Origin of the sequence: Flammeovirga aprica JL-4, from assembly GCF_012844305.1 — a bacterium.
In the GTDB taxonomy this organism is placed as follows: domain Bacteria; phylum Bacteroidota; class Bacteroidia; order Cytophagales; family Flammeovirgaceae; genus Flammeovirga; species Flammeovirga aprica.
Map to the genome: position 1 here is coordinate 1 of NZ_JABANE010000115.1, position 26,081 is coordinate 26,081.

Annotated in this window: 18 protein-coding genes; 13 read left to right on the forward strand and 5 right to left on the reverse strand. The window is 34.6% G+C overall.

What is annotated here, in order from left to right:
* Positions 1-38: 38 nt before the first annotated feature.
* Positions 39-1,046 (forward strand): IS110 family RNA-guided transposase, encoded by a 1,008-nt coding sequence (locus tag HHU12_RS27745; RefSeq protein ID WP_169659997.1) that lies wholly within the window; start codon positions 39-41, stop codon positions 1,044-1,046.
* Positions 1,047-1,264: 218 nt separating this feature from the next.
* Here HHU12_RS27745 and mtaB read toward each other — a convergent pair whose 3' ends face one another.
* A complete protein-coding gene (gene mtaB / locus HHU12_RS27750; RefSeq protein ID WP_169659998.1) occupies positions 1,265-2,584 on the reverse strand; it encodes a tRNA (N(6)-L-threonylcarbamoyladenosine(37)-C(2))-methylthiotransferase MtaB in 1,320 nt (439 codons plus the stop codon).
* Positions 2,585-2,913: 329 nt separating this feature from the next.
* Here mtaB and HHU12_RS27755 point away from each other — a divergent pair, with 329 nt between their 5' ends.
* Both HHU12_RS27755 and HHU12_RS27760 read left to right on the forward strand, forming a co-directional pair.
* On the forward strand, positions 2,914-4,755 hold the full coding sequence (locus HHU12_RS27755; protein ID WP_169659999.1) for a M61 family metallopeptidase: 1,842 nt from the start codon (positions 2,914-2,916) through the stop codon (positions 4,753-4,755).
* Positions 4,756-4,793: 38 nt separating this feature from the next.
* The gene (locus HHU12_RS27760) at positions 4,794-5,597 is read left to right on the forward strand and encodes a 3'-5' exonuclease (RefSeq protein ID WP_169660000.1); all 804 of its coding nucleotides are present in this window, start codon (positions 4,794-4,796) and stop codon (positions 5,595-5,597) included.
* 38 nt (positions 5,598-5,635) lie between these two features.
* On the opposite strand, the gene HHU12_RS27765 is transcribed toward HHU12_RS27760, so the two are convergent.
* Entirely contained in the window at positions 5,636-6,307 is a 672-nt protein-coding gene (locus HHU12_RS27765; RefSeq protein WP_169660001.1) for a DNA alkylation repair protein, read from the reverse strand.
* Positions 6,308-6,648: 341 nt separating this feature from the next.
* A complete protein-coding gene (locus HHU12_RS27770; RefSeq protein WP_169660002.1) occupies positions 6,649-7,173 on the reverse strand; it encodes a DUF4442 domain-containing protein in 525 nt (174 codons plus the stop codon).
* 205 nt (positions 7,174-7,378) lie between these two features.
* Between HHU12_RS27770 and HHU12_RS27775 the strand changes: the two genes are divergently transcribed.
* The 3 genes from HHU12_RS27775 (at position 7,379) to HHU12_RS27785 (ending at position 9,975) form a co-directional block, all read left to right on the forward strand.
* The gene (locus HHU12_RS27775) at positions 7,379-7,591 is read left to right on the forward strand and encodes a hypothetical protein (RefSeq protein ID WP_169660003.1); all 213 of its coding nucleotides are present in this window, start codon (positions 7,379-7,381) and stop codon (positions 7,589-7,591) included.
* A gap of 246 nt (positions 7,592-7,837) precedes the next feature.
* Positions 7,838-9,127: a lysophospholipid acyltransferase family protein gene (locus HHU12_RS27780; protein WP_169660004.1), complete on the forward strand. Its 1,290-nt coding sequence runs from the start codon at positions 7,838-7,840 to the stop codon at positions 9,125-9,127.
* Positions 9,128-9,378: 251 nt separating this feature from the next.
* The gene (locus HHU12_RS27785; protein ID WP_169660005.1) at positions 9,379-9,975 is read left to right on the forward strand and encodes a hypothetical protein; all 597 of its coding nucleotides are present in this window, start codon (positions 9,379-9,381) and stop codon (positions 9,973-9,975) included.
* A gap of 81 nt (positions 9,976-10,056) precedes the next feature.
* On the opposite strand, the gene HHU12_RS27790 is transcribed toward HHU12_RS27785, so the two are convergent.
* Complete coding sequence (locus HHU12_RS27790) at positions 10,057-10,947, reverse strand: 3-hydroxyacyl-CoA dehydrogenase family protein (protein WP_169660006.1); 891 nt, start codon at positions 10,945-10,947, stop codon at positions 10,057-10,059.
* A gap of 258 nt (positions 10,948-11,205) precedes the next feature.
* On the opposite strand from HHU12_RS27790, the gene HHU12_RS27795 reads away from it, so the two are divergent.
* From HHU12_RS27795 to HHU12_RS27825, 7 genes are all read left to right on the forward strand, one after another.
* Positions 11,206-12,762 carry a hypothetical protein gene (locus tag HHU12_RS27795; RefSeq protein ID WP_169660007.1) on the forward strand — a complete coding sequence of 519 codons (1,557 nt, stop codon included), beginning with the start codon at positions 11,206-11,208 and terminating at the stop codon, positions 12,760-12,762.
* 127 nt (positions 12,763-12,889) lie between these two features.
* Positions 12,890-15,013, forward strand: a complete 2,124-nt coding sequence (locus HHU12_RS27800) for an OmpA family protein (protein WP_205960006.1) — start codon at positions 12,890-12,892, stop codon at positions 15,011-15,013.
* 21 nt (positions 15,014-15,034) lie between these two features.
* Positions 15,035-17,371 (forward strand): hypothetical protein, encoded by a 2,337-nt coding sequence (locus HHU12_RS27805; RefSeq protein ID WP_169660009.1) that lies wholly within the window; start codon positions 15,035-15,037, stop codon positions 17,369-17,371.
* Complete coding sequence (locus HHU12_RS27810; RefSeq protein WP_169660010.1) at positions 17,371-19,683, forward strand: caspase family protein; 2,313 nt, start codon at positions 17,371-17,373, stop codon at positions 19,681-19,683. The genes HHU12_RS27805 and HHU12_RS27810 overlap by 1 nt, the downstream gene beginning before the upstream one ends.
* A gap of 225 nt (positions 19,684-19,908) precedes the next feature.
* The gene (locus tag HHU12_RS27815; protein ID WP_169660011.1) at positions 19,909-20,808 is read left to right on the forward strand and encodes an alkaline phosphatase D family protein; all 900 of its coding nucleotides are present in this window, start codon (positions 19,909-19,911) and stop codon (positions 20,806-20,808) included.
* Positions 20,809-21,084: 276 nt separating this feature from the next.
* On the forward strand, positions 21,085-22,557 hold the full coding sequence (locus tag HHU12_RS27820; RefSeq protein WP_169660012.1) for a membrane dipeptidase: 1,473 nt from the start codon (positions 21,085-21,087) through the stop codon (positions 22,555-22,557).
* Between the two features lie 293 nt (positions 22,558-22,850).
* Positions 22,851-24,323, forward strand: a complete 1,473-nt coding sequence (locus HHU12_RS27825) for a membrane dipeptidase (protein WP_169660013.1) — start codon at positions 22,851-22,853, stop codon at positions 24,321-24,323.
* A gap of 74 nt (positions 24,324-24,397) precedes the next feature.
* Here HHU12_RS27825 and HHU12_RS27830 read toward each other — a convergent pair whose 3' ends face one another.
* Positions 24,398-25,606, reverse strand: coding sequence for a hypothetical protein (locus HHU12_RS27830; protein WP_169660014.1), 1,209 nt, complete (start codon positions 25,604-25,606; stop codon positions 24,398-24,400).
* Positions 25,607-26,081 lie beyond the last annotated feature (475 nt).

A 26,081-nucleotide genomic window follows, 5' to 3' on the forward strand; every position in this document is an offset into this window, starting at 1 on the left:
TCTAAATAAACCCAATTAAACCAAATCAAATATACAAAATGATTTACAAAAACATAATTGGCGTTGATATTAGTAAAAGTGATTTAGACATTGCTTCAATGAAGTCTGTAAAAGGTTACCAGATGTATAAAAGCATTAATAACAAGACGCAGATTCTCCAATGCTTCAAAAGAATTTTAAAGAAAGAAAAATTGAAGAAAGAAGATGTTTTAGTAGTTGCAGAGAGGACTGGTATTTATACTAATCCCTTACTATGGTCATTAGTTGAAGAGGGGTATAATTTATGGATTGAATGTCCTAATCAGATTCATGCGAGCAAGGGTTTTTCTCGAGGTAAAAATGATAAGAAAGATGCTCGTATGATTGCTGAATATGGCTATAGACATCAAGATAAAGTAAAGCTGTGTGAGTTGACTGATGACAATTTGGTGTCACTTCAATATCTTCAATCTGAGCGTGAGTTATTAAAAAGAGAAGAGGCTAAATTTAAAGCTCAAATCACTGACCATAAGGGTTATGTCAAAAAGGGAGATTATGATTCGCGCAAAAAAAGATATACTTCAATACTTGTTGAAATAAAGACGTCTCTCAAGGAAATAGAAAAAGAAATCAAGGATATTATCAAAAGTGATACAAAGCTGAAACATATTATGACACTCCTTTTATCTGTAAGAGGAGTAGGTCAAGTTATAGCCACAGATGTTCTTATTTCTACTCAAGCATTTACAAAGTTCACCACTGCAAGAGCCTATTCAGCTCATGTTGGTGTAGCTCCATTTCAATATACTTCTGGAAGTAGTATAAGGTCACGAAATAAGGTGTCAAAACGAGCTAATAAACGGATAAAACGGAACCTACATATGGGAGTTAATTCGGTGATACAAGCAGGTGGTAATTTTGAAAAATACTATAATAGAAAACTTAAGGAAGGGAAAGAAAAAATGGTTGTAATAAATGCTTTGAGAGCAAAATTAATACATATTATGTTCTCAGTGGTGCAAAATAATCGCAAGTATTCAGAGGAGCACGTAGCCACCTGGACATAATTATTTTTTCCTTTGATTTGCTTTTGAAAGCCCATCAAAATTTGAATTTCATCGGTCAAGGGCGACTGAAGAATGAAGGAGTTTATATACCCTTTACCGATGAAATTCAGGTTTAGTTTTGCTTGGAAAAACTTATTGAAGGAATTTTTATAAAATTGTACTAAATAATAAGGATTTTATTTGGATTAACCATAAGAGAAGTCATGGGCTAATGATGGTTAGTGTTTTTCATAAACGATTTCAGGCTCTTTGATCTCCACAATGTTTTGATCATTCACCTTCACTAATTCAATATCTTTCAATTCGTTGACTAAAGCAGGGTCATATTTCGCTTCTACTCTCACGTAGTTTTCAGTGAAGCCAAACATTTTCCCTTCTTCAATATCATGCTCGAAAAGAACAGTTCTTTGGGTTCCGATTTGAGACTCATAGAATGCTCTCTTTTTCTTATCCGATAAGATTCTCAACATCTTCGAACGTTTTGCTCTTTCCGCTTTAGGAACTACACCATCCATGTGAACTGCATCTGTATTTGGTCTTTCAGAATAAGTAAATACATGAAGGTAGGCAACGTCCAATTCATTTAAGAAGTTATAAGTATCTAAGAAATCCTCTTCTGTCTCACCTGGGAAACCAATGATTACATCCACACCGATACAAGCATCTGGCATTTGAGATTTGATTTCAGTAATACGTGATTTATATAAATCCGTTCTATATCTACGTCTCATCAATTCCAACATTTTGTCAGAACCTGATTGTAATGGAATATGGAAGTGAGGAACAAACTTATCCGACTGACCACAGAATTCAATGATCTCCTCATCCAGTAAGTTAGGTTCGATAGATGAAATTCTAAACCTTTCAATGCCTTCTACTTTATCCAACTCTTTTAAAAGATCAATCAACCTCTCCTGACGTCTTCCATCAATAATACCAAAATCACCGATATTCACACCTGTCAATACTACTTCTTTTGTGTCAGCAGCAGCAATTTCTTCAGCATTTTTGATGATATCAGCAATAGTAGCACTTCTTGACTTCCCTCTTGCCAAAGGAATAGTACAGAATGAACATTTGTAGTTACATCCATCTTGTACTTTTAAGAATGTTCTTGTACGGTCATTCATCGAATAACCAGAAACAAACTCTTTCGTTTCTTTGATTTCAGTAGCTAAAACCTTCGGAGCTTCGTCTTTCACAAAACCATCCAACAATTCAAGCAATCTGAATTTTTCAGCGGCGCCCAATACAGCATCTACACCTTCCAACTCAGAAATTTCTTTCGGTTTCAATTGAGCGTAACAGCCAATAATTGCCACATATGAATTTGGAGCAATTTTTTTCGCTTCACGAACAATCTTCTGACACTTCTTATCTGCATTGTCAGTCACAGAACAAGTGTTTATAATATATATATCGGGTGTATCCGAAAATTCAACTTTTTTATAGCCTTTCTCTTCAAACTGACGACCAATTGTAGACGTCTCCGAGAAATTCAGCTTGCAACCAAGCGTGTAGAACGCAACTTTTCTCATACTAACAGACTGTTAATCACCTGTGAGCACTCAAACAAAATCAATATATTTTAATTCTGTCTCAGTACTTATTTTATAAAGGAGTACAAAAGTACGGAGAATGTTACTGAATTGGAAATTAATAGACGAACGTATGTTAATTCAAATTAAAATAATTCAAAGTCAAATATTTAATACTAAATAGAATAGAAAGTGACAAGAGTGTTAATAATAATTTTCAGACTTTATTAAATTTGAAAACTTTAAGTACTAGAATGCAAAAAGAAGGTTCGTTTCACCTCCTTTTACAGTTACTTATACTTTTTTAGTCCTATGTTATAAATTTTGGAATGAAGAATTACTTACTGTTAATCATCTTATTTTTTGTAATCTATAATGCAAAATGTTTTTCACAAGAGAAAACTTTCCAATATTACTATAATATAGATTTAAACACTGTCAGTGAAGATCAATTAGAGGTAACATTGACAGTCAATACACCCCCTGAGAGTGCGATATTTCAATTTCCTGCTATCGTTCCGGGTACTTACAAGGTCTATGATTTCGGAAGGTTTGTCTCTGAACTTACTGCTTATAATTCAAAAGAAGAATTGCTGGAAGTTGAAAAATTGAATGACAATCAATATAAAATAAATGATATCTCAGATCTTGATAAGATTCATTATTATGTGGATGACACTTGGGACACCCCTATGCCCAATAAAGTATTTGAGCCTGCTGGAACTAATATTGAAAATGATGATGTATTTGTAATCAATAACCATGGTTTTTTTGGGTACTTTGACGGAATGGAGAATTTCCCGTTTCATATTGAGGTAAAAAAACCATCTCACCTCTATGGGGGAAGCGCGCTTACAAGATCAAAAGGGGATTCAATTACTGATCATTTCGATGTCGTAAATTACCACCGCTTGGTGGACAATCCTATCATATATACTGAAGCAGATACTGTTACTTTGAATGTAGGGACAACAAAAGTTTTTGTAAGTATTTACTCTCCAAATAAAAAGCTAAATGCAGACTTAGTAGGACAAAAATTGATAGATGTTTTGGAAGCGCAGAAAGTTTTCTTGAAAAATCAATTACCTACGGATCATTATTCATTCTTGATTTACCTGACTGACAAGCCTGGCATTTCAGGAGCAATGGGGGCCTTAGAGCATTGGAATTGTTCTTTTTATTTTCTTCCAGAGGAAAGTCCTGCAGTTATTCTACCAGTAATCCAAGAAATTGCCGCACATGAATTCTTCCATATCATTACTCCTTTAAGTATACACTCTGAAGAAATTGCTCATTTTGATTATATGGAACCCAAAATGTCCAAACACTTGTGGCTTTATGAAGGGGTTACTGAATACTTTGCCGGGCTGGCATTGGTTCAAGCTAATCTTATTGATGAAGAAACTTATCTTGATGCCTTAAGAGGAAAGATCATTACTGCAAAATCCACTTATATGGATGATTTAGCATTTACTGAATTAAGTAAAAAGTGTTTGGAAGAATACGGTAATCAGTACGGAAATGTTTATCAAAAAGGAGCTTTGATTGGCCTCGCCTTAGACCTTATTTTAATTGAAAACAGTGACGGCAAATACAATCTTAGGGATTTAATGTTAGAATTGAGTCAGACCTACGGATCCAGCCGACCTTTTAAAGACGATCAGTTATTTCATGCCATAGACAGTATTACTGGAGTGCCAGAGGTAAAGGAATTTCTTGAAAAGTATGTCGATTCACCTAACCCTTTTCCTTACACAGCTACTTTACAAAAAGTGGGTGTAACTTATTTGCCAGAAGAGGTTAAAACCTTCGCAACATTCGGAAATATTGGCATTTCTGTCAATGATGATGATGAAATATTTGTAGAAGATATTATTGATATGGATGATTTTGGGAAGCAAATCGGCTATCAGGTAGGTGATGTGCTTTTGAAAATGAATAATACACCAATTACTATAGAAAATATTGGTGATTTAATGAATAATTACATCAATCACCCTGAAAAATTCCCTAAATTGAAACTCCAAGTCAGAAGAGATGGGAAAACAATACAACTGAAGTCCAAAACTCTTATCTTGGAAGAAAAGGAGTATGATGTCTTTTATAAAGATGAAAATCCAACCAAAGAACAACAACTTTTATATAGACAGTGGCTTCAAAAAATAATTTAATTTTTAGAGGTAATAACTAAAGACAAGAAAGACAGAGAATGAATTTGAATTTACGTAACCCATTAGTGGTCTTTGACCTAGAAACAACAGGCACTAATGTTACAAAAGATAGAGTCATTGAAATATCTATGGTGAAAGCAGATGTCAATGGCAACCGAACAATTAAAACGTATAGAGTTAACCCTGAATGCCATATACCATCTTCCTCAAGTAAAATCCATGGCATTTATGATGAAGATATTAAAGACAAACCCACTTTCAAGCAAATTGCAAAAGAAATAGCATCCTTTATGAAGGGGTGTGATATTGGCGGTTACAATGTATTGAGGTTTGATTTACCTGTATTGACTGAAGAGTTCTTACGAGCAGGTATTGAGTTTGATTTCAGCAATAGAAAAATTGTTGACGCTCAAAAAATCTTCTTTATGATGGAGCCAAGAACATTGGGTGCTGCTCTTAAGTTCTACTGTGGTAGAGAATTGGAAGATGCTCACTCAGCGGAAGCGGATACCATTGCTACTTTAGATGTTATTGATGCTCAAGTAAAGCATTATGAAGGAGTCACTATCAAAGATAAGCACGGCAAAGATTATGAGCCTGTTAAAAATGATATGAATGCACTTCATGATCTCACAGCCAGCAACTTGGTCGATTTTGCGGGAAGAATGGTCTTAAATAATGAAGGTGATGCAATTTTCAATTTCGGAAAATACAAAGGTAAATCTGTTGTAGAGACATTGAAAAAAGACCCTCATTATTATGATTGGATCATTAATAACGATTTTGCATTAGATACAAAAAACAAATTGACTCAATTAAGACTGAAGAGTCAGTTTTCTTAAAAAATATAGTAAGGTTGATACGCTTTGTATCAACCTCTTTATTTTTCTAATAATCTCAAAGCCTCCTTTCTACTCAAGTTACTTAAATCAGTTTGACCAACATATTCAATCACCCACTGCGGATTTGTTCTACTATATTCTCTTAGCACCCATCCTATTGCTTTATTGATGAAAAACTCTTTTGAACCTAAAAGAGGTGTTATATTTCTTTCCAACAAATCAGTATCAAGTGCATTTTTATATTTCAGCTGAAATAAAACAGCGGTCCTCTGCAACCACATATTATCAGACTTCAACCACTTCTGAGAATATTGCTCTTGAAGCTCAGGAAATTTCTTCATGAACGCCCCTACTTGCTTATAGGCTAAAAAGTCAACGGTATCCCACCAGGATTTTTCACAAATAAGATCTTCCAAGAAAGCAATATCTTCCTTCTCGTACCTTTTTTGATATTTATCGAGCAAGTCAAGAGAAAACATCTGAAACTCTCTCTGTGGTTTAGCCCACAATAATCTGATGATTTCGAAAGCTTCCTTTTTATCTGGTAAATAACTTTTCAATAGGAAAGGTTTCTGCAATTCTTTCCTTTTAGGTGAGGTTAAGCCATAATATTCAAACTGATTCCTCATATAAGCCTTCTGCTGTAAGGCTCTTTCAGTATCAGAATTCTCCTTAAATAGCTCTTCTAAAGTCGTGATGTATTCCTTCATAATATGATTATTCTATGATAATCCCCTAATTAATACGTGTTTTTGGATTATTAATGTTATTAAATGTTAAAAAAAGATCTTAAATGTAAATATTACATTTATAACTTGCGTATTAAGTACACTTTTGCAATATTTGTACTACCGATAAACAACATAGTAATAACACACAATGCTAATCGAGATTGTAGAAATATAATCTTGATGTTTGAAACACACAATCGCACACACAACACTAAAAAAAGCAGATCAATAATGATCTGCTTTTTTTTGCCCAAATTTTTATAAACATAAAAAAATGCACTCCATCACGAAGCGCATTTTAGAGGTTTATATATTAAATACTATCTTTTCCTTGTTTTAAAAGACCATGTAAAATGAAACTTTGAGACTACAGTTCCATCCGGCATTGTCCCTATCGTTTCCATTTTTACCACTTGCCCCTCACCCGTCTCATATGCTTTTTCGATAGCTTCTTTCACCAAGTGTCCGTCCTTACAGACAAAAGTAACCTTATCAACAGCTTTCTTTAAAAACTCAGCATCCATGTCTACAATGATAAAAGCAATTTTCTTGAGGTGCTCATTAAGATGCAACATTCCCAAGGCCGCTGTAGATAACTCTGCCGCCATACTTTGAGCTGCAAAATAAGTAGACTTAAACGGATTCTTATTCAAGAATTTATAAGGCAGTGTTGTTGCACATTGATTTCCGTTCAGTTCTATCAGCTTCATTCCGGCTATAAAACCAAGCGGAACCTGCGTCATCGTAAACAGCTTGAACTTAAATGGACTCAACATTTTTCTTGAAAATGCTTTCTGTCTTTCCGTCAATTCTATTTTGATATTTTGAGTATTCGATGTATTCATTTCAGTGTTTAAAGTGATGTGTTTATTGGTATTAATGAATGATTTGTTTCACAATATAATCAATAAACAAAACTTTCCATATGATAACAACTTTAAATAATAACCTTGAACAAACATTCATTTAACTTTATTAAGTGAAAATACTTAACCTTTTTGCTGTGTTACGTTAGTGAATGTAAAATTATGTTTCACGAAAAAAACTAATATGGCTCCATTTATCACACTTTACATAGTCATTGCCAACATTGCTATTATCATCAAATGTTACAAAGTTTTCTTAAGTAAAATGTTAGTCAAAAATGCATTTCTCACACTAGGTCTTATATTAGTAGGCTTAATTTCAATGGATATGTATTTTTATGCTCAAATCACTGAAGGTTATGGATATGCATGGTTTGGGATATTGACGGATATATAGAGATATAGAAAAATAAAGATATAAAATTGCAACCCTTCATTAGTCTAAAATTTAAGACGGATGAGGGGTTATTCTTTTTGATATCGAATATTTATTAAAAGGTTTCAATAAGTTACTTTTCATGACACATCTTCCCAAATACTATAAATGAATGGTTATTTCTGTTATTATTTTGAATTTTTTGGACGAAAAGCTTTACTTTTGTTTACAGTAAGTCCAATTGATTGACCTTTAATACCTCAAAGAATGACGACTCAACAAACTGATCTTCACAATAAAAAAGATAAAATTGTGGATAATAGCCCCAAAAACATGAATAAAATTACTTCAGCAAGTGAGGATCTAATTATTGATTCAGCTCCCAAAGAAATAAAGGATAATGCACACATCTTAGATGATTACTTTGATGCTGGGTACGCTTATAGTATCACTCAAGTCTTACTGAAACACATTAATGAGGGGTATTTTAGAGTTAAGTTTGTGGGGTTTGACAACATTCCAGAAAGAAACAACCCTGATCATCCATTAATTTTCGCCAGCAATCACTCTGGTATGGCTTTCCCTTGGGATGCTATCAGTTTTGTATCGGGGTTATTTGAGAAGAATAATTTTGAGATGAAAAACAGCGTAAGAGCTATCACTGCTCCTGCATTATCAAGAAGTCAGTTCATGAATCCTTTTCTGATCAAAAATTTCTGGAAGAAACTCGGTGCTATTGATGCTACTTGGCTCAACTATGAAACCGCAATGCATTATAATGGCTCCAATATTTTGGTATATCCAGAAGGTGTACCCGGAATTGGAAAAGGCTTTAATAATAAATATACTTTACAGCGCTTGGCTACTTCCACGCTGAGAATGAGTATTAAATACAAGACCGATATTATTCCTTTTGCAACTGTAAATGGAGAGTTTATCAATCCATTCAGTTATAGCGTTTCATTATTGAATGATTTTGTGCAAAAGTTAGGAATTCCATTCCTGCCTATTGGTTTTATGACGACTTTGATTCCTATACAACCATGGCTTTTCTACTTTGCTTTTCCCGCCAATCTTACTTTTGTAAGAGGAAAAAGAATCAAACCTTATGAGATGTTGGGAAATAGAAATATTGAAGATATTTCAGAAGAAGAGATACTTGAATTAAGTGAAGTGATTCATGATCAGATGCAAATTGAATTGCAAAAAGCCGTTGATCTTTATGGACAGAAGCCTTATAATCTTTTAGAGTTATTGGAAGTCAGCATAAAGAATATGGGACGAACGTTTAAATTTTTCCCTTCTCTATGGCCTATCCTTTTTAATAAACACAAAGACGATTTCAAGAAAACGAAAGAAAAGGTAGCTTTGAACAATGGCGGTCAATACCCGAAAGTGATGGAAGAGCAATTGGAGGCTGTTCAGCCTGTTGTTGATCAGGACAAAGATATTGAAATAACAGTAGAAACGGTGGTGGACACCTTAATGGACAATCCTGGAATTGTATTATTTTACACTCCAATTGCAGGATTATTACATTTGTTCTCATCGAAATAAAAGTACTTAAGTACTAGGACAGAAATAAAGGGATAATTTTAGTTTAATATTTTTTATTCTAATCAAGGCAGATTTGCAGAGCATAGCCTTAGTTACGCGATAAAAATCTAACGAAGAGTAGGATAAAAAAGATAAGTTAAAATGTCCATTTACTTTTGTCGTAGTACTTAAATGATAATAAAACGGCATTTGGAATATGATTTCAAGTGCTGTTTTTGTTTATTTAGGGCAAGAAATGAAAAAACAATAGAATGAATAAGAAAACAGTTCAAATACTTTTAGGAACATTAGTAGTACTTTTGATTGGTGGAGGAGCCTATTTTTACTTCCAGAATGAAGCTCCAGAAATGACATTTATTAAATTAAAAAGGTCTATTGACAATAAAGATTTAGAGACTTTTAATCAATGTGTAGATGCAGATCAAGTGATTAATAGTGTAATTGATCAGTACATTGCATACATGACCACAAAAAATAATGGAGAATTAGATATTGCTACAGGATTAATTGCGTTTATGCGACCTTCTATTATTGAGATGGTAAAGCAAGAAGTGAAGAATAGTATTGAGCAAGGGAAAATTAATATTCCTACCGAAATGAGTATTAGTGCTGAAGTTTTGGGTTTGATGACCCTTGCAAATGGTGATGGTGCTAATTTCAAAGGTACAAAAGACAGGAAAGTCTCTGAGAATCAAGCTGAAATTACATTTGAAGTTTTACTAGACGGTGCAACGGAAACAAATGATGTTCTTGTGAAGTTTAGAAAAACACCGAATGGATGGCAAATTTATGATGTTTTAAATTTAGGTCCACTTGTAGATACTTATGTAAAAACACAGCAACAATAAAATAAGTACAAATTCAAAATTATAACAAAAAGGGATTGATCATTAATGAGGTCAATCCCTTTTTTTAAAGTATTAGTACTCTTATTCAAAACGTGGACTCACCACTAATTCTTTATTATTTCCTTTTACCCAGTCATAAAAACCTTCACCGGATTTCACTCCCAAAATGCCCGCTTCTACCATATTCACTAGCAAAGGTGATGGAGCATATTTATCATCTCCCAAGCCATCTTGTAAAACTCTCATGATAGATAAACAAACATCCAAACCGATAAAATCAGCCAACTGAAGAGGTCCCATCGGGTGAGCCATTCCCAGCTTCATAATGGTATCTATTTCTGAAACTCCCGCCACTCCATTCTGCAACGAAATAATAGCTTCGTTGATCATTGGCATCAGAATTCTGTTAGCCACAAAGCCGGCATAGTCATTGGCAGGAACAGGAACTTTATTGATCTTTTTAGATACTTCCACCACTTGATCTGTCACCTCCTTTGCTGTCAGATAACCATTGATGACTTCCACCAATTTCATCATAGGAACAGGGTTCATAAAGTGCATTCCTATTACTTTTTCTGGTCTTTGAGTGACAGCTCCAATTTTTGTAATAGAAATTGAAGATGTATTTGAAGCTAAAATAGCGGAGGGTTTTGTATAACGATCCAGGTCTCTGAAAATTTGAAGTTTGATATCAACATTTTCTGTAGCAGCTTCCACTACCAAATCAGCATCCCTTACCCCTTCTTCAAGTGAAGTATAAGTCGTGAGGTTATTTAAAGTTTGTACTTTTACCTCTTCCGTAATTTTTTCTTTTTTGATTAAACGGTCTAAGTTTTTTGAGATTGTGGCAATAGCTTTATCTAGTGCCTGTTCGCTGATGTCTACAAGCGAAACATCATATCCATTTTGTGCAAACACATGAGCAATACCGTTACCCATTGTGCCGGAACCGATCACTGAAATCTTGTTCATCAATTATTTAATCGTTTATGTGTGTGTTTATTGGTAAGTACTAGAACAAAAGAAACAAGACATTTAACCTTTGTCCTAGTATTTAAAATGAAAATACATTCATTTATATAAGATTCTAACAAAGAAAAAGAAAACAATAAATAATATCCAATTATTTCACAGAATAACTTTAGAAATTATTATATAATATTGCCTTTTTATATATTTACCACTAGATTTTTTTACTATTCATAACCACGATTTACAAACATCTCTCTTATGCGAACATCCAAGAAGTTGTTAAATGTTACGTTGTGTATTCTACTGTCTTTACTTTGCTCTTCATTAACTCCTGTAAAAAAAGGTGATCCTACTTGGATCAGAAGAGAGTACAGAGATGCCTTTTACCCAAAAGATAAATTCCTTATTGGGTTTCAAGTTGCAGAAAATACAACTGCTGAACTTAAAGAAGAAAACCTTGTCAACTTAAAACAGCTGGCTAAAAATGAGCTTGCTGAAAGTGTTTCTGTACGAATTGAGAGCGTCAACAAACTTGACATTGGATCATCAAGTGGTGCCTCTTATGAAAATTTCAAACAAAACAGCACCTCATTTTCTAATGTAAGTCTCTCAGGTGTAAAGGTTGAAAATCATCACGATGAGAAAAAGCAAGTGCTATATGTTTTTGCGTATGTCAATATTAAAGAACTACTGCAAAACAACAGAGACAAGATATCTTCTTACATCGAAAAAATAAAAAGCACAAAACAGCAGGCCGAAAATAATATTGCGGCAGGAAATGTAGCTTTAGCCAAAAAAGAACTTCGAAGAATTTTACCAACCTTCAGAGAAATAGAAGAACTTTATTCTGTTTCCATCACTCTTGGTGATAAAGTCGGGATGGACTATAGTGAATTTTTATCACTAGAAACTGATATATCCAAACTGATGAATCAGTTAAATAATAGAGAAATTGCTTCTGTGAAAGAATTGGCGAGTGAAATTGCTTCTACCCTTTCTGACCAAGTTAAAGTTTCAAATCAAGGACTTTTACTTGAAAACTTCACTTTTGAGGATACGAAAATGGGTAGTAAATTTTCAAGAAAGTTGAATCAGTTATTGGAACTGGAATTAAGTTCTGAGGGAATGTTTAAAGTAAGAAATACAGAAAGCCCTTCTAACAAATATGTGATTACTGGTACGGTTTGGGAAAATGAAGGACAGCTTTCAGTCATCTCTATCTTAAGAGACATCGAGTCAGGAAGTATCATAGGAAGTTCTGATAGTAAAATCAATATTTCAGCATTGAATAACCTTTCTTATAAGCCTCAGAATTTGCAACAAGCCATGATGGTACAACAACAGTTCTCTAGTGATGTTATTGAGAACAGTGGTTTATCATTAGAGGTAATCACCAATAAAGGAAATAACAGCCCGATTTTCGCTATGGGTGATATTATGTCTTTGTATGTGAAAGCAAATCGTCCTTGTAAAGTGAGGTTTATCTATCATATGGCTGACGGTACAAAGGTGCTATTACTTGACAATTATACTATTGGTCAACATCAAGTAAATCAGATGGTGAAAGTAAGTCAAGAATTCCAATGTTACCCTCCTTTTGGTATTGAAACGCTTCAAGCATTTGCCAGAACAGGGACTAACTTTGAGCCTTTAAACACTACAGATCAGCAAGGTTATGTTTTTATCAACGACGACATTGAAACGATCAATGCTAAAAACAGAAAAATTACGACTGAGAATAGTGAGATTGAAGGTGCTGAGGAAGTCGCTTTTGCAGAAAAAAGAGTATTAATTACTACTCTACCGGCAAATTAGTACTTACATATCTTGAAAAAACAAAGAAATCTTTAATAATATTAATAAATTTACATGGTTGCTATTTAGAAATCATGCTAAGATGCACACTATTACAACAACTTCTTTAAACCGTCTAGTATCAATTATGATCGATTCTATACCATTATATAAGTATATAAAAAGCTATACTGCTGTAATATGGTTAACGCTTACTTTCTTTTTGGGTATGAGTGCTTTTTCATACGCTCAAACACAAAATAAAAAGCAAATAAAACTACCTGACAATGTCAGTTCTCCAATGTACAGAGAATATGCACCTTCATTGAATGCTGAAGGTAACATTCTTATTTTCCAAGCCAACAGAGGAGAAAACAGGCAGTGGGGAATTTATGAAACTATTACAGAAGATGAAGGAAAAACTTGGTCTGATCCTGTGGGCGTAGACAGTGTAAACAACTACGGCTCAGAAAATGACCTCATCGGCGGTCCTTCAATCTCTTATGACGGTAATACTTTATACTATTTTGCTCACTTTGATGACGGTATCGGAGCAGAAGATATTTACTATTCAACAAGAATTGGTGATAAGTGGAGTAGACCTAAAAACATCGGGGCACCAATCAACTCAAAATTCCATGAAAGCTTTCCATCAGTAACAGCCGATGGTCAGCAAATGTATTTTATGAGAATGGATACTGTACAGACTGAAAACGGTTCGAACTGTTTTGAAATAATGGTTTCTCATAAACAAAGTGATGGTACTTGGGGAGAGCCTGAAGCATTGCCTGCTCCTATTAATATTGGTTGCGAAAAAGCACCTAGAATTCTTTCTGACGGTAGAACTTTAATTTTCTCTTCAATCCGAGCTGGAGGTAAAGGTGATTATGATTTATGGATGAGTAAATTAGGTTTTAACGGTGAATGGTCTGAGCCGATCAATATGCATTTTGTAAATACAAACACAGCCGATCTTTACGCATCAATCTCAGCATCTGGCGAAGATCTTTACTTCTTAAACAGAGGTGAAGTAGACCCTAAGGTTTTAAAGAAATATCCTGAGGAAAAAGGACAGGAAGATATTTTCACGGTTTATATTCCAGAAGAATTCAAACAGTATAAAAACAAAACAATTCAAGGTAAAGTCTTTGATATTGTGAGTAAGGAACCTGTTCAAGCTACTTTTACTGTAAGGGACCGTTCTACTACAGAAAAGTTATTCGAACTACCTGTTGCTGAAGATGGTCAATTTGCATTGGTCTTAACTGAGGGAAGCGATTATGAAATCACAGCCACCAAGGAAGGATATTCTACCACTATCTTCTCTGAAGATCTTACAAGTTTGGAGCATTATGAAAGAGAAGAAAAAGAAATTGGACTTTTCAGTACTGCTACACTAAATTTAGAAATTTTCGATGCTGACATCATGCATAAAATCCCTGCTGATGTAAAAGTGAAAAGCTTGACTACTGAAGAATATTTAAATACGGTTAATTTTTACGAAAGTAATAAAACCTACAAATTAGCATTACCACTCAACGACAAATACGAAGTGACTATTACTAAAGAAAACTTCAAAGATCAATCTTTCCAATTTGACTTAACGGAATTCTTACTTTACCAAAATTTTGAAAAATCTATTGAACTAGAGCCTGTTAAGATTGAAATGGAATTCAATATCGAGGATGCAGTCACAGCACAAGGTATTGAAGCAATGATTATCCTGCATAACACTGATACTGATGAAAGAATTGCGGTAGCGGCAGAAAAAGGTGAAGATGGTAAATATAAAGTAGAGGTAAGAGACGGCGCCAACTATCAGGTGGAAGTCCGAAGCCCAAGAGGTTATTCTTTCTTCTCTTCCAAACTGAAGGCTGGTACTAAGAAAAACTTTGATGTGGCACTTACTGAGTTGAAGCCCAACACAAAGCTTCCGCTTAAGGATATTTTATTCGAATCCAATTCATCTGAAATTATTGAGAGTAGTTACCGAGAGTTGAAGCGTTTGGTAAAACTGATGAAGGATAACCCGAATATCACAGTAGAACTTGCCGCACACACAGATGATGTAGGTAGCGACCGATACAATATGAAGCTTTCTGAAAGCAGAGCGAAAAGCGTATCGATGTATGTAATGCAGTTTGGTATCCCTAAATCAAGATTAGTCCCTAAAGGTTACGGAGAAACGCAACCTGCTGTGGCTAATGATACAGAAGAGAATAAAGCCAAAAATAGAAGGGTGGAATTAATGGTTCTTTCTGTCAACAACTAAGATTAAAAACAAAAGTAACGTATGAAGACTTTTAGCAAAATAATATCAAAAGAGATTTCTTTATTCTTAATTCTACTTCTTTTGGGTTTGAACAGTGTGGTAATCGCACAGCAGAAAGAAGAAGAGGATGAAGCTACTAAAGCAGAAAGAGAAAAGTACGAGGACTTGGATTATAAAAAGTTCTACCCTCTGTTTAAACCTACATTTGATACAAGAATTAGTGACTTGGCTTTTCAAGATCTGAAGAAAGTCATGAAGTATCAGCCTTTGGAATTGAACCCTGTTTTCCAGGTAAGTGATTATTACTTCCAGAGAATTTATGATTTTGATGTTTTAAGGGAATATCAAGCCATCCATTCTACATGTGATTCTGCTTTGCGATATATTGAGTTATTTGAAACGCGATTAGACGAGAAAGAGGTAAAGAAGAAAGGAAAGCGTTATTACATGGAGTTTTTACAATTCCCTGCCAATGATTCTCTAACAGATGAGAAAGTAAATATGCTTCATATTCAAAATGAGCTTTCTCGAAGAAAAGAAGTATTGGCAAAGCAAAAAGTGGAAGTAGATAGTATATACCTCAATTTCAAAGCAAGTATTAATGAATACTTGATTGCAAATGAGATTTTCAGAGAAGTTTGCGGTACTTATCCTACTATCAAAGAATTGTATATCATGGCGGAGTATGATTCTCTTTTCGAGAAAATCGCTCCAATGAAAGAACACTATCAGAAGAGTTTATTTTATTTTGATCTTTATAAAAAAGCCCTTGAAGTGCATCCAATGGACGGATATGCAACCTCATATACAGTCCTTCCAATTGAGGATTATAGAATTCATGGCCTTACAAGAACTAGTTTCTTGACAAATAATATTCGCCTTTGGGATTATGCAAAATGGTATGATGATGTATTACAGTTCTACAAAGATGAAATCATTTCAATGCGCTCTATGGTGACAAGCTATGATGAAAAACTGGAAACATTAGTTCGTCAAAAGCAAAGCACTGCTACACCTAGTGAAGAGAGATTTTATTTGGACCTCTATACTGTAGGTAAAATCAAAAAATATGATCCTAATGCCTACCCTGTCAACATTTATGAGTACAAAGAGCAAAAGATCAACCTGCTCAATCAGATTGCTTATTCTAAAGTGATAAACTCTGGAATAAAAGGAGACCTTAAGTACATCCGATCGCAAGCTGATGTTTGGACAGAAAGCGAGAAGGCAATGGATAGAATAAACAGTATCCCAACGGATAAAGAAAGTGTTGGTTATAAAAAACATGCAAAATATTTCCAACATAAATACAATGACAACCTTCCACAATACATTGCCACGGAAAAAACTTTTATCCACAGTCAACAGCAAAATGCTGAGAAATTGTTGAAAGAAATTATCGTTAATTACTTCTCTTCGAATGTAGCTGACTCCGCTGATTTTGTGACTTACGAAAAAGATTCTATCAGTTTAGAACCTATTCATGATACCAACGAATTCTTAGTAAGAAGAATTAATACACTTCATGTCCGTCCAAGTAAAAATGACCATAAGTTATTGATCGGAACGATAAAAGACGATAAGTCTCTTGACGTTTTTGTTGCAGATCTTGATTCTGCCAATAATATAAGCTGGGTCACAAGATATCCTTATAAGAAACAAGAGTACCAAGGTTTACCTACCATTGATATTCCTTATATTAATTTAAAAGGTGGTTCACTTCACTTAATGGTCACTGTACAAGGTGTAAAAGTTGGCGACAATCAGCTTACGCTCAACAATAAAGTATTGATTTTTGAACAAAAATCAGGTAAATTATTGAGAGAGATGTCACTCTTCAGCAATAAATATCCTCGTGTATTCCAATACTTACAGGAACAGAAAAGCTATTTAGTGGCCTATAAAGGAAGATCCAAAAATAACGTCAGCTCATATGACACTTTAAATATCCAAAATATTAAGGTGGACGGTGAAATTGTATGGAACACCAACTTACTAATGCAAGGTAAGGTCAATGAAATTCTAGCATTACCAAACGAGTATTTAGTAGTAGCCAATATCAACAAGCTTTCTAATTTAGACGGCTCCAAAGTATTGAGTGGTGAACATGGTAATTTCGGATCATTTAATACTGGTATTCTCAAACTTGACTATTACGGTACACCAACAAATGGTACTGTACTCAGTTCAAGTGAGCCTTATCAAACCATATTTGCACTCACTGATTATGACAATACGCTCAACCTAATTGGTGTAAAAGGGGTTTACCGGGAACATCAAGACTACAGTAAAAGTGATATCATGCTTATCACACTTAAAATTAACAATCTAAAAGTTGTTGAAAAGAACATTCAGTAATGAAAAGCACAATTAAATTATATCTCACACTTCTATTTTTTACCCTTTGTGTTTTTAATGCCGAAGCACAAACCGTTGAAGAAGTATGGGAAAAGCATATGAAAAATGCTCGTGAGTGGTACGAGATTAACGAGTTCGGCAATGCTTTACAAGATTATTTAAAGGCGAAAGAAACTTTACCTACAGATTCTGTCGCTTATTTAGAGGGGGCATTAGCAGCCGCTTATGCGAATGACAATGCTACTTTTGAAAAATTGAAGGGTGAGTTTAACTCTGTGTTTAAATACACCTCTCCTTCTTTTCATGAGTATTCAGAGATCATGTTGCAAGCTTCATTGAGCAATGAAGAAAACATGACCGAAAATACATTAAAAGAGGCCATCAGAATGTACCCTAATAATGCTGAAATCTATGGAGGTCCTTTACTTTCTATGTATTTTGAGCAGAATAGAATTGAAGATGCCACTAAACTTTTAGAAGAGTTAGTACCCATTGTAGAAAATGCGGAATTTGCTTACACATTGGGTGTAATTTATCAGCAAAGTGAAAATATAGATGGTGCTTTGGAGATGTACAACAAGGCATTAGAGAAAGATCCGAATCACTTGGATGCCAATTACAATCTTGGTACTATTTATTATAACAAAGCAGTAGGTGAGATCAACAGGTTAAATACACTTACGCTTGAAGAATTTGAAACTCAGAATACGACAATCAATCAACAAACAGTGGATTTATTAAAGAAAGCAAAACCTTTTATTGATAAAGCGGCTTCTGGAGATAAACACGCTACTGATGCTTTTGAATTCCTTCAAACTACATTGGTATTGATTGATCACGTTCAGAATACCATGGAAATAATGGCTAGTACCAAAAAACAAGACAATAGCGTTGTTTCCTTCAATGATAATGTGAATCTTCAAGCAAGAGAAATTAATATGGGTACACCTTCCACTCCAAACGTTGGTGCCATTGTTTCTACTTCTCCAAATGCTTCTACTACTACACAACCGAGTCAGGCTAATACAGAGGAAATTACTGCAACACCTGAAAAAGAAGAAAGTGTTGCTGATCAAAATACAACGCTAGCTGTTCCTGTAGTTACACCTTCTGTTCCTACTCCTGCTGTGGCAGTGAAAGAAGAAAAGAAAGAAGCAGAAAATTTACTCCCTGCTGAACTGATTATGTCAGACCTTCAGTTTGTCTATGATGGAGGTGTTACAACACTTTCGAAAGGTGGCTCTGGTAAAATTAAACTTCGAGTGGAAAACTGGGGTAAAGGAACCTCTTTTGCTCCTACTGTTAAGCTTTTAGCTTCTATGTCTGTTCCAGGCTTAAACTTTGACAGATCTGTGAAGTTGAAGAATATTGAGCCAGGCGATGGTATGGATGTAGAAATTGAAGTGAGCTATGCCAAGCCAAATGCAGTATCAAGAGGTTTTAAAGCCATTAAAGCTCCGCAGAATAAGTTTAGAGTGATGGTACAGGATTCACTCCGAAACCGCTCTGATATGCAAGAATTCATGTTGAGTTTGGACCAATCTGGTTCAGATGATGCAGGAGCAGTTGTAGCGAAGACTGTACAGAAAGGGACTAATTATTTGGTATTGATTGCCTGCAACAATTACACAAGCTGGACGCCATTGGCCAACGCTGTCAATGATGCTCAAAACTTTAAAAATGTTTTGCTTGAACATTATCATTATGATAAAGAAAATGTTTATGAGCTATACAATGAACAAGTAAATAAAGCAGAGATCAATAAACTAGTAAGGGAATTGGCGACGAAAGTTGGTGAAGAAGACAAAGTATTAATTTACTATTCTGGTCATGGTTACTATGATGAGTTTACGGAAGAGGGTTATTGGGTTCCCGTTAATGCTGCGATGACGCAAGATGATATGTCGCAGTATTTGCCAAACGGAACAATCTTGAAATACATCAAAGCCTTAAAAACAAAACATACTTTATTGATTTCTGATGCATGTTTCTCAGGTTCAATGTTTGCCAGTACTTCAAGAGGTATGATGTATGCCGACCGTGTTGAATCTTTTAAATCAAGATGGGGATTATCTTCAGGAGGCTTAACGGAAGTTTCTGATGGTAATGCAGGTGAGCACAGTCCTTTCAACTTATACCTTACTAAATACTTGGTTAACAACCCGAATGAGAAATTAACGATCTCAAGTTTGGCACTGTATGTAAGACAATCTGTAATGAGTAATACTATGCAGGAACCTCAAGGAAAACCGTTGAAAAATGTAGGCCACGAAGGTGGTGAATTTGTTTTCAACTTGAAAAATCCTCAATAAGAACTTAAATATTAACACAAAAAACACCTCAAGTTATTTTATGCTGACTTGAGGTGTTTTTTGTTATAAATAATTTGTGGCACATCATTATAAGAACTAAATTACTTTTATAGCTTCTTCAAACCCCTCTACACATTTAAAAATTACATGCCTCAGACAGTAGATTTACGTAAAATCTCGACTATAAAAACTGTCAAAGCTTTATTCTCTAACTAATAAAACATCATGAAAATAGCTTTTACCTCTTGCTTTCATATAGGACAGGATAAGATTCAGTCTACATGGAATCAAATCAACAACTACAATCCTGATTATCTTTTTCTTTTAGGTGATACAATTTATATGGATTATGGTATTCAATCCTTATGGCAAAGATTTTATACGCCTAAAATGTTTGAAAGCATTATGGAGCGGAAATATAAAGCGCAGTTTGAATGTGACGCCTTCCGCGAGCTTATTGAAAAAATGAGAAAGAAAAATGGTTTATATGCCACTTGGGATGATCATGATTTTGCTTGGAACAACGCCAAAGGTGCTTCTATTGGAACACAGAAAAATGAAATTACGAGAAGGTTATTCCATAAATACATGAACTGCTCCACTAATCATCCGCATATTTATTATACTTTTGATACTCCCTTGGCTAGAGTGATCTTTTTAGATGTCCGTTCTGAAGCAGATGATAAACGTTTACTCAGTGAGGAACAATTTCAATTTATTGAAGAAAAGCTACAGCATTCACTCAACAACACCATCATTTGTGGAGGACTGACGCTTACAGAAGGCGTTGAAAATTGGTCTAAATATCCACACGATCTTGAGCGACTGTCTGCCTTACTTCAGCAGAAAGAAAATGTCTTATACCTCAGCGGAGACATTCACAAAAATGCTTTTATCCCTCCGTGTAATACAACAAAAGAAGCAGTCAAAACACCTGTTCAATTAATCTCTTCAGGATTGTCAATTAATATTCTAGGATTCCGTCAGCAACATAATTGGTGTAGTCTAGAGCTTTTTGGAACAGCCGCTCCTTCTGTTACTTTTCATAATAAAAATGGAATTGATTTTGACCTAACCGAAAACACAAATGAATACCTAAGAAAAAATTTCCCGGTCTTATCTTAAGTGATAGGACAAGAAAGGGATTTTAATGAAGAATTTAGAATTATTCCGAGCACAACACTCAACATGCTGATAATGAAATTTTTAATATCTGATTATTAGACATAACATTCTAAAAGCGTTTAACACGTCAATTCACAGTATTTTGCCCCTAATCTTATTTTTTGTATTTTATCAATATCTAATGATTTATAAGCTAATATTAAGCTTATTTTTTATAAATTTTATTAGATCTACAATTCAAAAAATACTTCATCGGGACCTAATACAACTTCAAGAATGCCTAATAAATTCTATGTTGACTTACATTGTCATCCTTCATTAAAACCACTTGGAAAAAGTTTTAATAGCAATTCAACGAAAGGTAAAAATAGCAACAATCACAAAAACAATAATAGTCTTTATCATAAGAAAAAACCTCATGTGGTGAGCAAGTTGTTTAATATCGTCACCACAATGACCAAGTTTACACAAACTGATTTACAAACACTTGCCGATGGTAATGTGCATGTGATCGGTGCTTCTCTTTACACAATGGAAAAAGGGTTTGTGATCAATAAACTAAAAACAGGAATTGTTTGTGATGCACTTTCCAACCTTGCAATGGGTATTGGTAAGAAAAGGATTGACAATGTACAGGAGCATCAAGATTACTTCTCTGACCTAGAACTAGAATACAACTTCTATAAACAGTTGGACAATCAGTTGGTAGATGTAAAAGGAAAAAAAGTAAAATATAAACTCGCTAAGAGCTATCAAGAACTTGCCGGCTTAAAAGAAGAGCAGAACGATTTTACTACTATTTATATTGTATTGTCTATAGAAGGCATGCATGCTCTAAATACAGGGTTGAATGGTGAAAACAGTCAATGCGATGAGGAAGAAGTGCTTCGAAATTTAGATACGATAAAGAACTGGGAACATCCTATTTTCTTTGTGACTCTGGCACATCATTTCTGGAATGAACTATGTGGTCAAGCACCCTCATTGAGTGGAATTGTAGGATGGGCCACCGACCAAGAACACGGTTTAGATTCTTCTATCACTCCTTTAGGTTATAAAGTAATTGATAAACTTCTAGATGATTCTACTAACAGAAGAATGCTGATAGACATGAAGCATATGAACAATAAATCAAGGAAAGCTTATTATCAATATTTATCGAAGTATTATGCATTAGAAAATATTCCACTTATAGTAAGTCATGGTGCATTGAATGGTTTGAAAAGTCATGAAAACCCTGTCAATGAAATCAGTATTGGTAAACAATTTTTAGCTGAAGAAATCAACTTTTATGATGATGAGATCATTAGGATCGTAGAAAGTGGGGGCATCTTCTGTTTTCAATTAGATGAAAGACGATTAATCGATGATCCGAAAAATATCAAAAAAGGTTGGACAAAACATCAGATGAAATTCAATCAATCCCTCCTACTTTGGAAACAAATACAGCATTTTGTGGAAGTTCTAAATGCTAGAGGCCATTCTGATATTTGGGACAATATGGCTATTGGCAGTGACTTTGATGGTGTGGTGAACCCGCTGAATGGTTTTTGGACAGGTCAAGACTATGCAAGTCTTTTGGAATACTTGACCGCACATGCTTCCAGTTACCTCAAATCAGCTCAATGTCCACTGATGGATCAAAATAAAATAGATGCTAGTGAGGCCATTGATAAGATATTCCGTTGGAATGCACTTCGTTTTATGGAGGTGAACTTCTCTGTGAGGGAAGAAGCACTGTTGGTTTAAAAATTAGAATACCCATAAGTTTCAAGAGATAATTTGAAGCGTATGGGCATTGCTTCACACCTACGTTTATCATCACTTTTTTCTCTTTATTTATTCTGAAGATATTGAAAAAACTACTCCTCTTTTCGCTTTAAATTTCGTATATTAAAACATCTGAATATCAATATAATACCAAACGCTATAACCTATTTCAGAAAAATCACGAGCATAATAATTATCTAGTATGTTATGTCCGTGATAACTATCCCAAATTCAAATTATCTAAGTAACCTATTCATTACCAAAAACTATTTATGAACCCAAAATATTTCGTTGATTTTCATTGTCATCCTGCCTTGAAACCACTCGGCAACAGCTTTAATGACAATAGAATAACTGGAAGGAACAATCAGAACCATAAGAAAAATAATAGTATTTATCATCAGATAAGGCCCAATGTATTCAAGAAAGTGGTCAACCTTATTTCTACGTTGACCAAATTTACACAGACGGACTTGATGACCTTGGCAGAGAGTAATGTACAGATCATCAGTGCCTCTATGTATCCTATTGAAAAAGGTTTTTTGAATAACCGTTTTAAGAAAGGAGTCATTACCAATACTATTGGAAGATTGGCAATGGGCGTAGGAAAAAGGAGAATTGGTTTTATACAGGATCATGATAATTACTTTAAAGATCTTGAACTGGAATATGAATTCTACAAAGAGCTCGACAATAAAGTAGTTACCGTTAGAGGTAAAAAAGTAAGGTATTTGATAGTCAATAATTTTAAGGAGATTGAGCAGAAACTTTCCATGCAAAATGACATCAAAACCGTTTTCATTGTATTGTCTATTGAAGGTTTGCATTCCCTGAACACTGGTCTGAGTAATAAGGACAGCAGATGCAACCCTATGGAAGTAAAGGCAAATATTGAGACGATAAAAGGTTGGGATCATAAGGTTTTATACGCTACTGTGGCACATCATTTCTGGAATGAACTCTGTGGTCACGCCAATTCATTAAATGGATTTGTTGATTGGATTACAGATCAGCAATATGGAATGGATAGAGGGATTACGGCATTGGGATATGAAGTAATTGACAAACTGCTGAGTAAGCAAAATGGACACAGGATTCTGATTGATGTAAAACATATGAATTATAAATCGAGGAATGCGTATTATGACTATTTAGAGCAACACTACCCTAATGAAAATATCCCTATTATAGTCAGTCATGGTGCTTTAAATGGACTTAAAAGCTACAAAAGTCCTGTAAATGCAAATACTTCTGGTAAAAATTTTCTTACACAAGAAATCAACTTCTATGATAATGAAATCGTCAAAATAGCAAAAAGCAATGGCCTGTTCTGTTTTCAGTTGGATGAAAGACGTTTGATTAAGGATGTCAAAAATGTCCCTAAGAGCTTGACAAAAAGGGGGATGTTGAAAAACAGATCCAAGTTATTATGGAATCAAATACAGCACTTTGTAGAAATATTAGATCGGGAGGGCTTTTCAAAAATTTGGAATTATATGGCTATCGGCAGTGATTATGATGGCATTATTAACCCTCTAAGTGGCTTTTGGACTGCCAAAGAAATAAAAAGCCTATACAGTAACCTGGTAATGCATGCAGAAAATTACCTCAATGGAAAGGAGTGCTTATTAAAACAAACTAATAAGATAGAGGCGATCACCGCAATAGATAAAATCTTCCGAACGAATGCATTGCAGTTCTTAGAGAAAAACCTCAAAACATCTGAGGTAAAAAAGCCAGCATGACATAGAAAAGCCTCACCTGAACTTTATTGATCAGATGAGGCTTTAAGCAGTTGCACATTTAAGCGAAATAAAAACTATTCTGTAACGCCCGCTTCTTTCACATATGCATCGTATCTTGATTTATAATCATCAATAAATTGATCAACTGACTTCAACTGACGCTCAAATTTCCCCTCTCCTAGAATTTTTAATTGTGCCGAATGGAACGACACCTTTTTAAAATCCCGAGCAAATAATGCTGCCGCTACAATATTAAAATGCAAGCCACCAGATACCTTTGCATTGATTTTCGCTTTCTTATCTCCTGTGTTTTTCTCTTCCAAAGAAGTTTCCCAAGAACTGATGGCCTTCTCTAAATTCTCCTTCGCTTGCGTAAAATCAGATTCGCTTTCTAATAAATGATACCCCAAAATTGCATTATTGAATGCCTCTGTATGTTCTGGGTAGAATCCTTTTTTGGTTGCCCCCATAAATATTTTAATACTCCTCTCTTTTACAACATAACCAAACTCACTATTCAGTAGGTCATTGGCTGCTTCAAGGTGTGATCTCAATAAGTAACTTTCCTGATTCCGAATATCAAACTCTCTGTATTGCGACCACATTGACACTAGTTTTGTAGTGTCTTTAACCCCTCCATAAAGGACCGTTCTTGTATTATCAGAGTTATTGACAAAACCATCATACAATACATTGCCATCATTAGTTGTTACAGTGACTTTTACAGGGTTTTTAATTGAATATTCATAGTTCCACTCCGAAGTATCTCCAACAATTCTCGGAGCAGAGCATTCCATACCCAAAAAAGTAAACTTGATGGTAATGTTGGCATCTTCGGTTTCTTTCAAACCTTCTAACCTCACCTTAGAATGTACTTTAGCAGAACCGTCTACCACTCTAGGGTAAACAGGGGGTAACGGATAAGGGTCTTTTTTCACTAAAGTATCTGAAGGCCTCTCATGTCCTAATAAAAGGTTCGACGCTATTTTAGAACCTGTGGAGGATGAATCATAAGCGGCTTGTCTTCTTCTTAAGTTGGCAAGCTCATCCGCATACTTTTTGTCTATACGAGCCACTATAGCCGCATACTCTTTTTTCATTTGATCCACCTTTTCTTTGTTCGTGGATTCCGTTTCAAATTTGAATTTTCTTTCCGCTTTTGGAAATGGTTTTGCTGGATATTGTAAATAATTGAATTTCACTTTCTCATTCTTCACTTTTTGTGCTAGGGTGAAGTTATTGATCAGTAGCAAAGAGAAAGCTAATAGTAGATAGTGCTTCATAATTTAGAGTAGTTCGAAGTGCTTAAGTCATAAGCAGTTGTACAATTAAAATCGGAAGTTTTGGATTTTCCTTTTTAGCCTACTCGGCGTTAGAATTTCATCACGTAACTACGGTTATGCTCTTATATTCTGCCTTGATTAGACTAAAAAATAATTATCCAATTTTTCCCAATTTTAAATGTTCAACTACTTAATAGTAGAATTGAAGAAAAAATATCTTGGCACTTCATGATAAAAAATAAATTGATAAATACTAGGACAAGAAATGGAACAATAATTACGTGCACCATGACTGAAGTCATGGGCAGGTGATACAGACTCCACCAACACTAAAGTGTTGCTTACGTTATCAATCTTCAAGACTTTAGTCTTGATTAGATTGTTGTATCACCTGCCCATAGTTTTGGATTTGCAACATTTTTTCGGATAAAAAGTTAAGCCACCTTTTGATTATATAATTCTAAAAACTGTTCTG

Coding starts and splice junctions, on each gene's coding strand:
- HHU12_RS27755 (WP_169659999.1), top strand. CDS start 2,914: ATGAAGAATTACTTACTGTTAATCATCTTATTTTTTGTAATCTATAAT.
- HHU12_RS27795 (WP_169660007.1), top strand. CDS start 11,206: ATGCGAACATCCAAGAAGTTGTTAAATGTTACGTTGTGTATTCTACTG.
- HHU12_RS27810 (WP_169660010.1), top strand. CDS start 17,371: ATGAAAAGCACAATTAAATTATATCTCACACTTCTATTTTTTACCCTT.
- HHU12_RS27790 (WP_169660006.1), bottom strand. CDS start 10,947: ATGAACAAGATTTCAGTGATCGGTTCCGGCACAATGGGTAACGGTATT.
- HHU12_RS27800 (WP_205960006.1), top strand. CDS start 12,890: ATGATCGATTCTATACCATTATATAAGTATATAAAAAGCTATACTGCT.
- HHU12_RS27765 (WP_169660001.1), bottom strand. CDS start 6,307: ATGAAGGAATACATCACGACTTTAGAAGAGCTATTTAAGGAGAATTCT.
- HHU12_RS27780 (WP_169660004.1), top strand. CDS start 7,838: ATGACGACTCAACAAACTGATCTTCACAATAAAAAAGATAAAATTGTG.
- HHU12_RS27760 (WP_169660000.1), top strand. CDS start 4,794: ATGAATTTGAATTTACGTAACCCATTAGTGGTCTTTGACCTAGAAACA.
- HHU12_RS27815 (WP_169660011.1), top strand. CDS start 19,909: ATGAAAATAGCTTTTACCTCTTGCTTTCATATAGGACAGGATAAGATT.
- HHU12_RS27775 (WP_169660003.1), top strand. CDS start 7,379: ATGGCTCCATTTATCACACTTTACATAGTCATTGCCAACATTGCTATT.
- HHU12_RS27820 (WP_169660012.1), top strand. CDS start 21,085: ATGCCTAATAAATTCTATGTTGACTTACATTGTCATCCTTCATTAAAA.
- HHU12_RS27745 (WP_169659997.1), top strand. CDS start 39: ATGATTTACAAAAACATAATTGGCGTTGATATTAGTAAAAGTGATTTA.
- HHU12_RS27770 (WP_169660002.1), bottom strand. CDS start 7,173: ATGAATACATCGAATACTCAAAATATCAAAATAGAATTGACGGAAAGA.
- HHU12_RS27825 (WP_169660013.1), top strand. CDS start 22,851: ATGAACCCAAAATATTTCGTTGATTTTCATTGTCATCCTGCCTTGAAA.
- mtaB (WP_169659998.1), bottom strand. CDS start 2,584: ATGAGAAAAGTTGCGTTCTACACGCTTGGTTGCAAGCTGAATTTCTCG.
- HHU12_RS27805 (WP_169660009.1), top strand. CDS start 15,035: ATGAAGACTTTTAGCAAAATAATATCAAAAGAGATTTCTTTATTCTTA.
- HHU12_RS27830 (WP_169660014.1), bottom strand. CDS start 25,606: ATGAAGCACTATCTACTATTAGCTTTCTCTTTGCTACTGATCAATAAC.
- HHU12_RS27785 (WP_169660005.1), top strand. CDS start 9,379: ATGAATAAGAAAACAGTTCAAATACTTTTAGGAACATTAGTAGTACTT.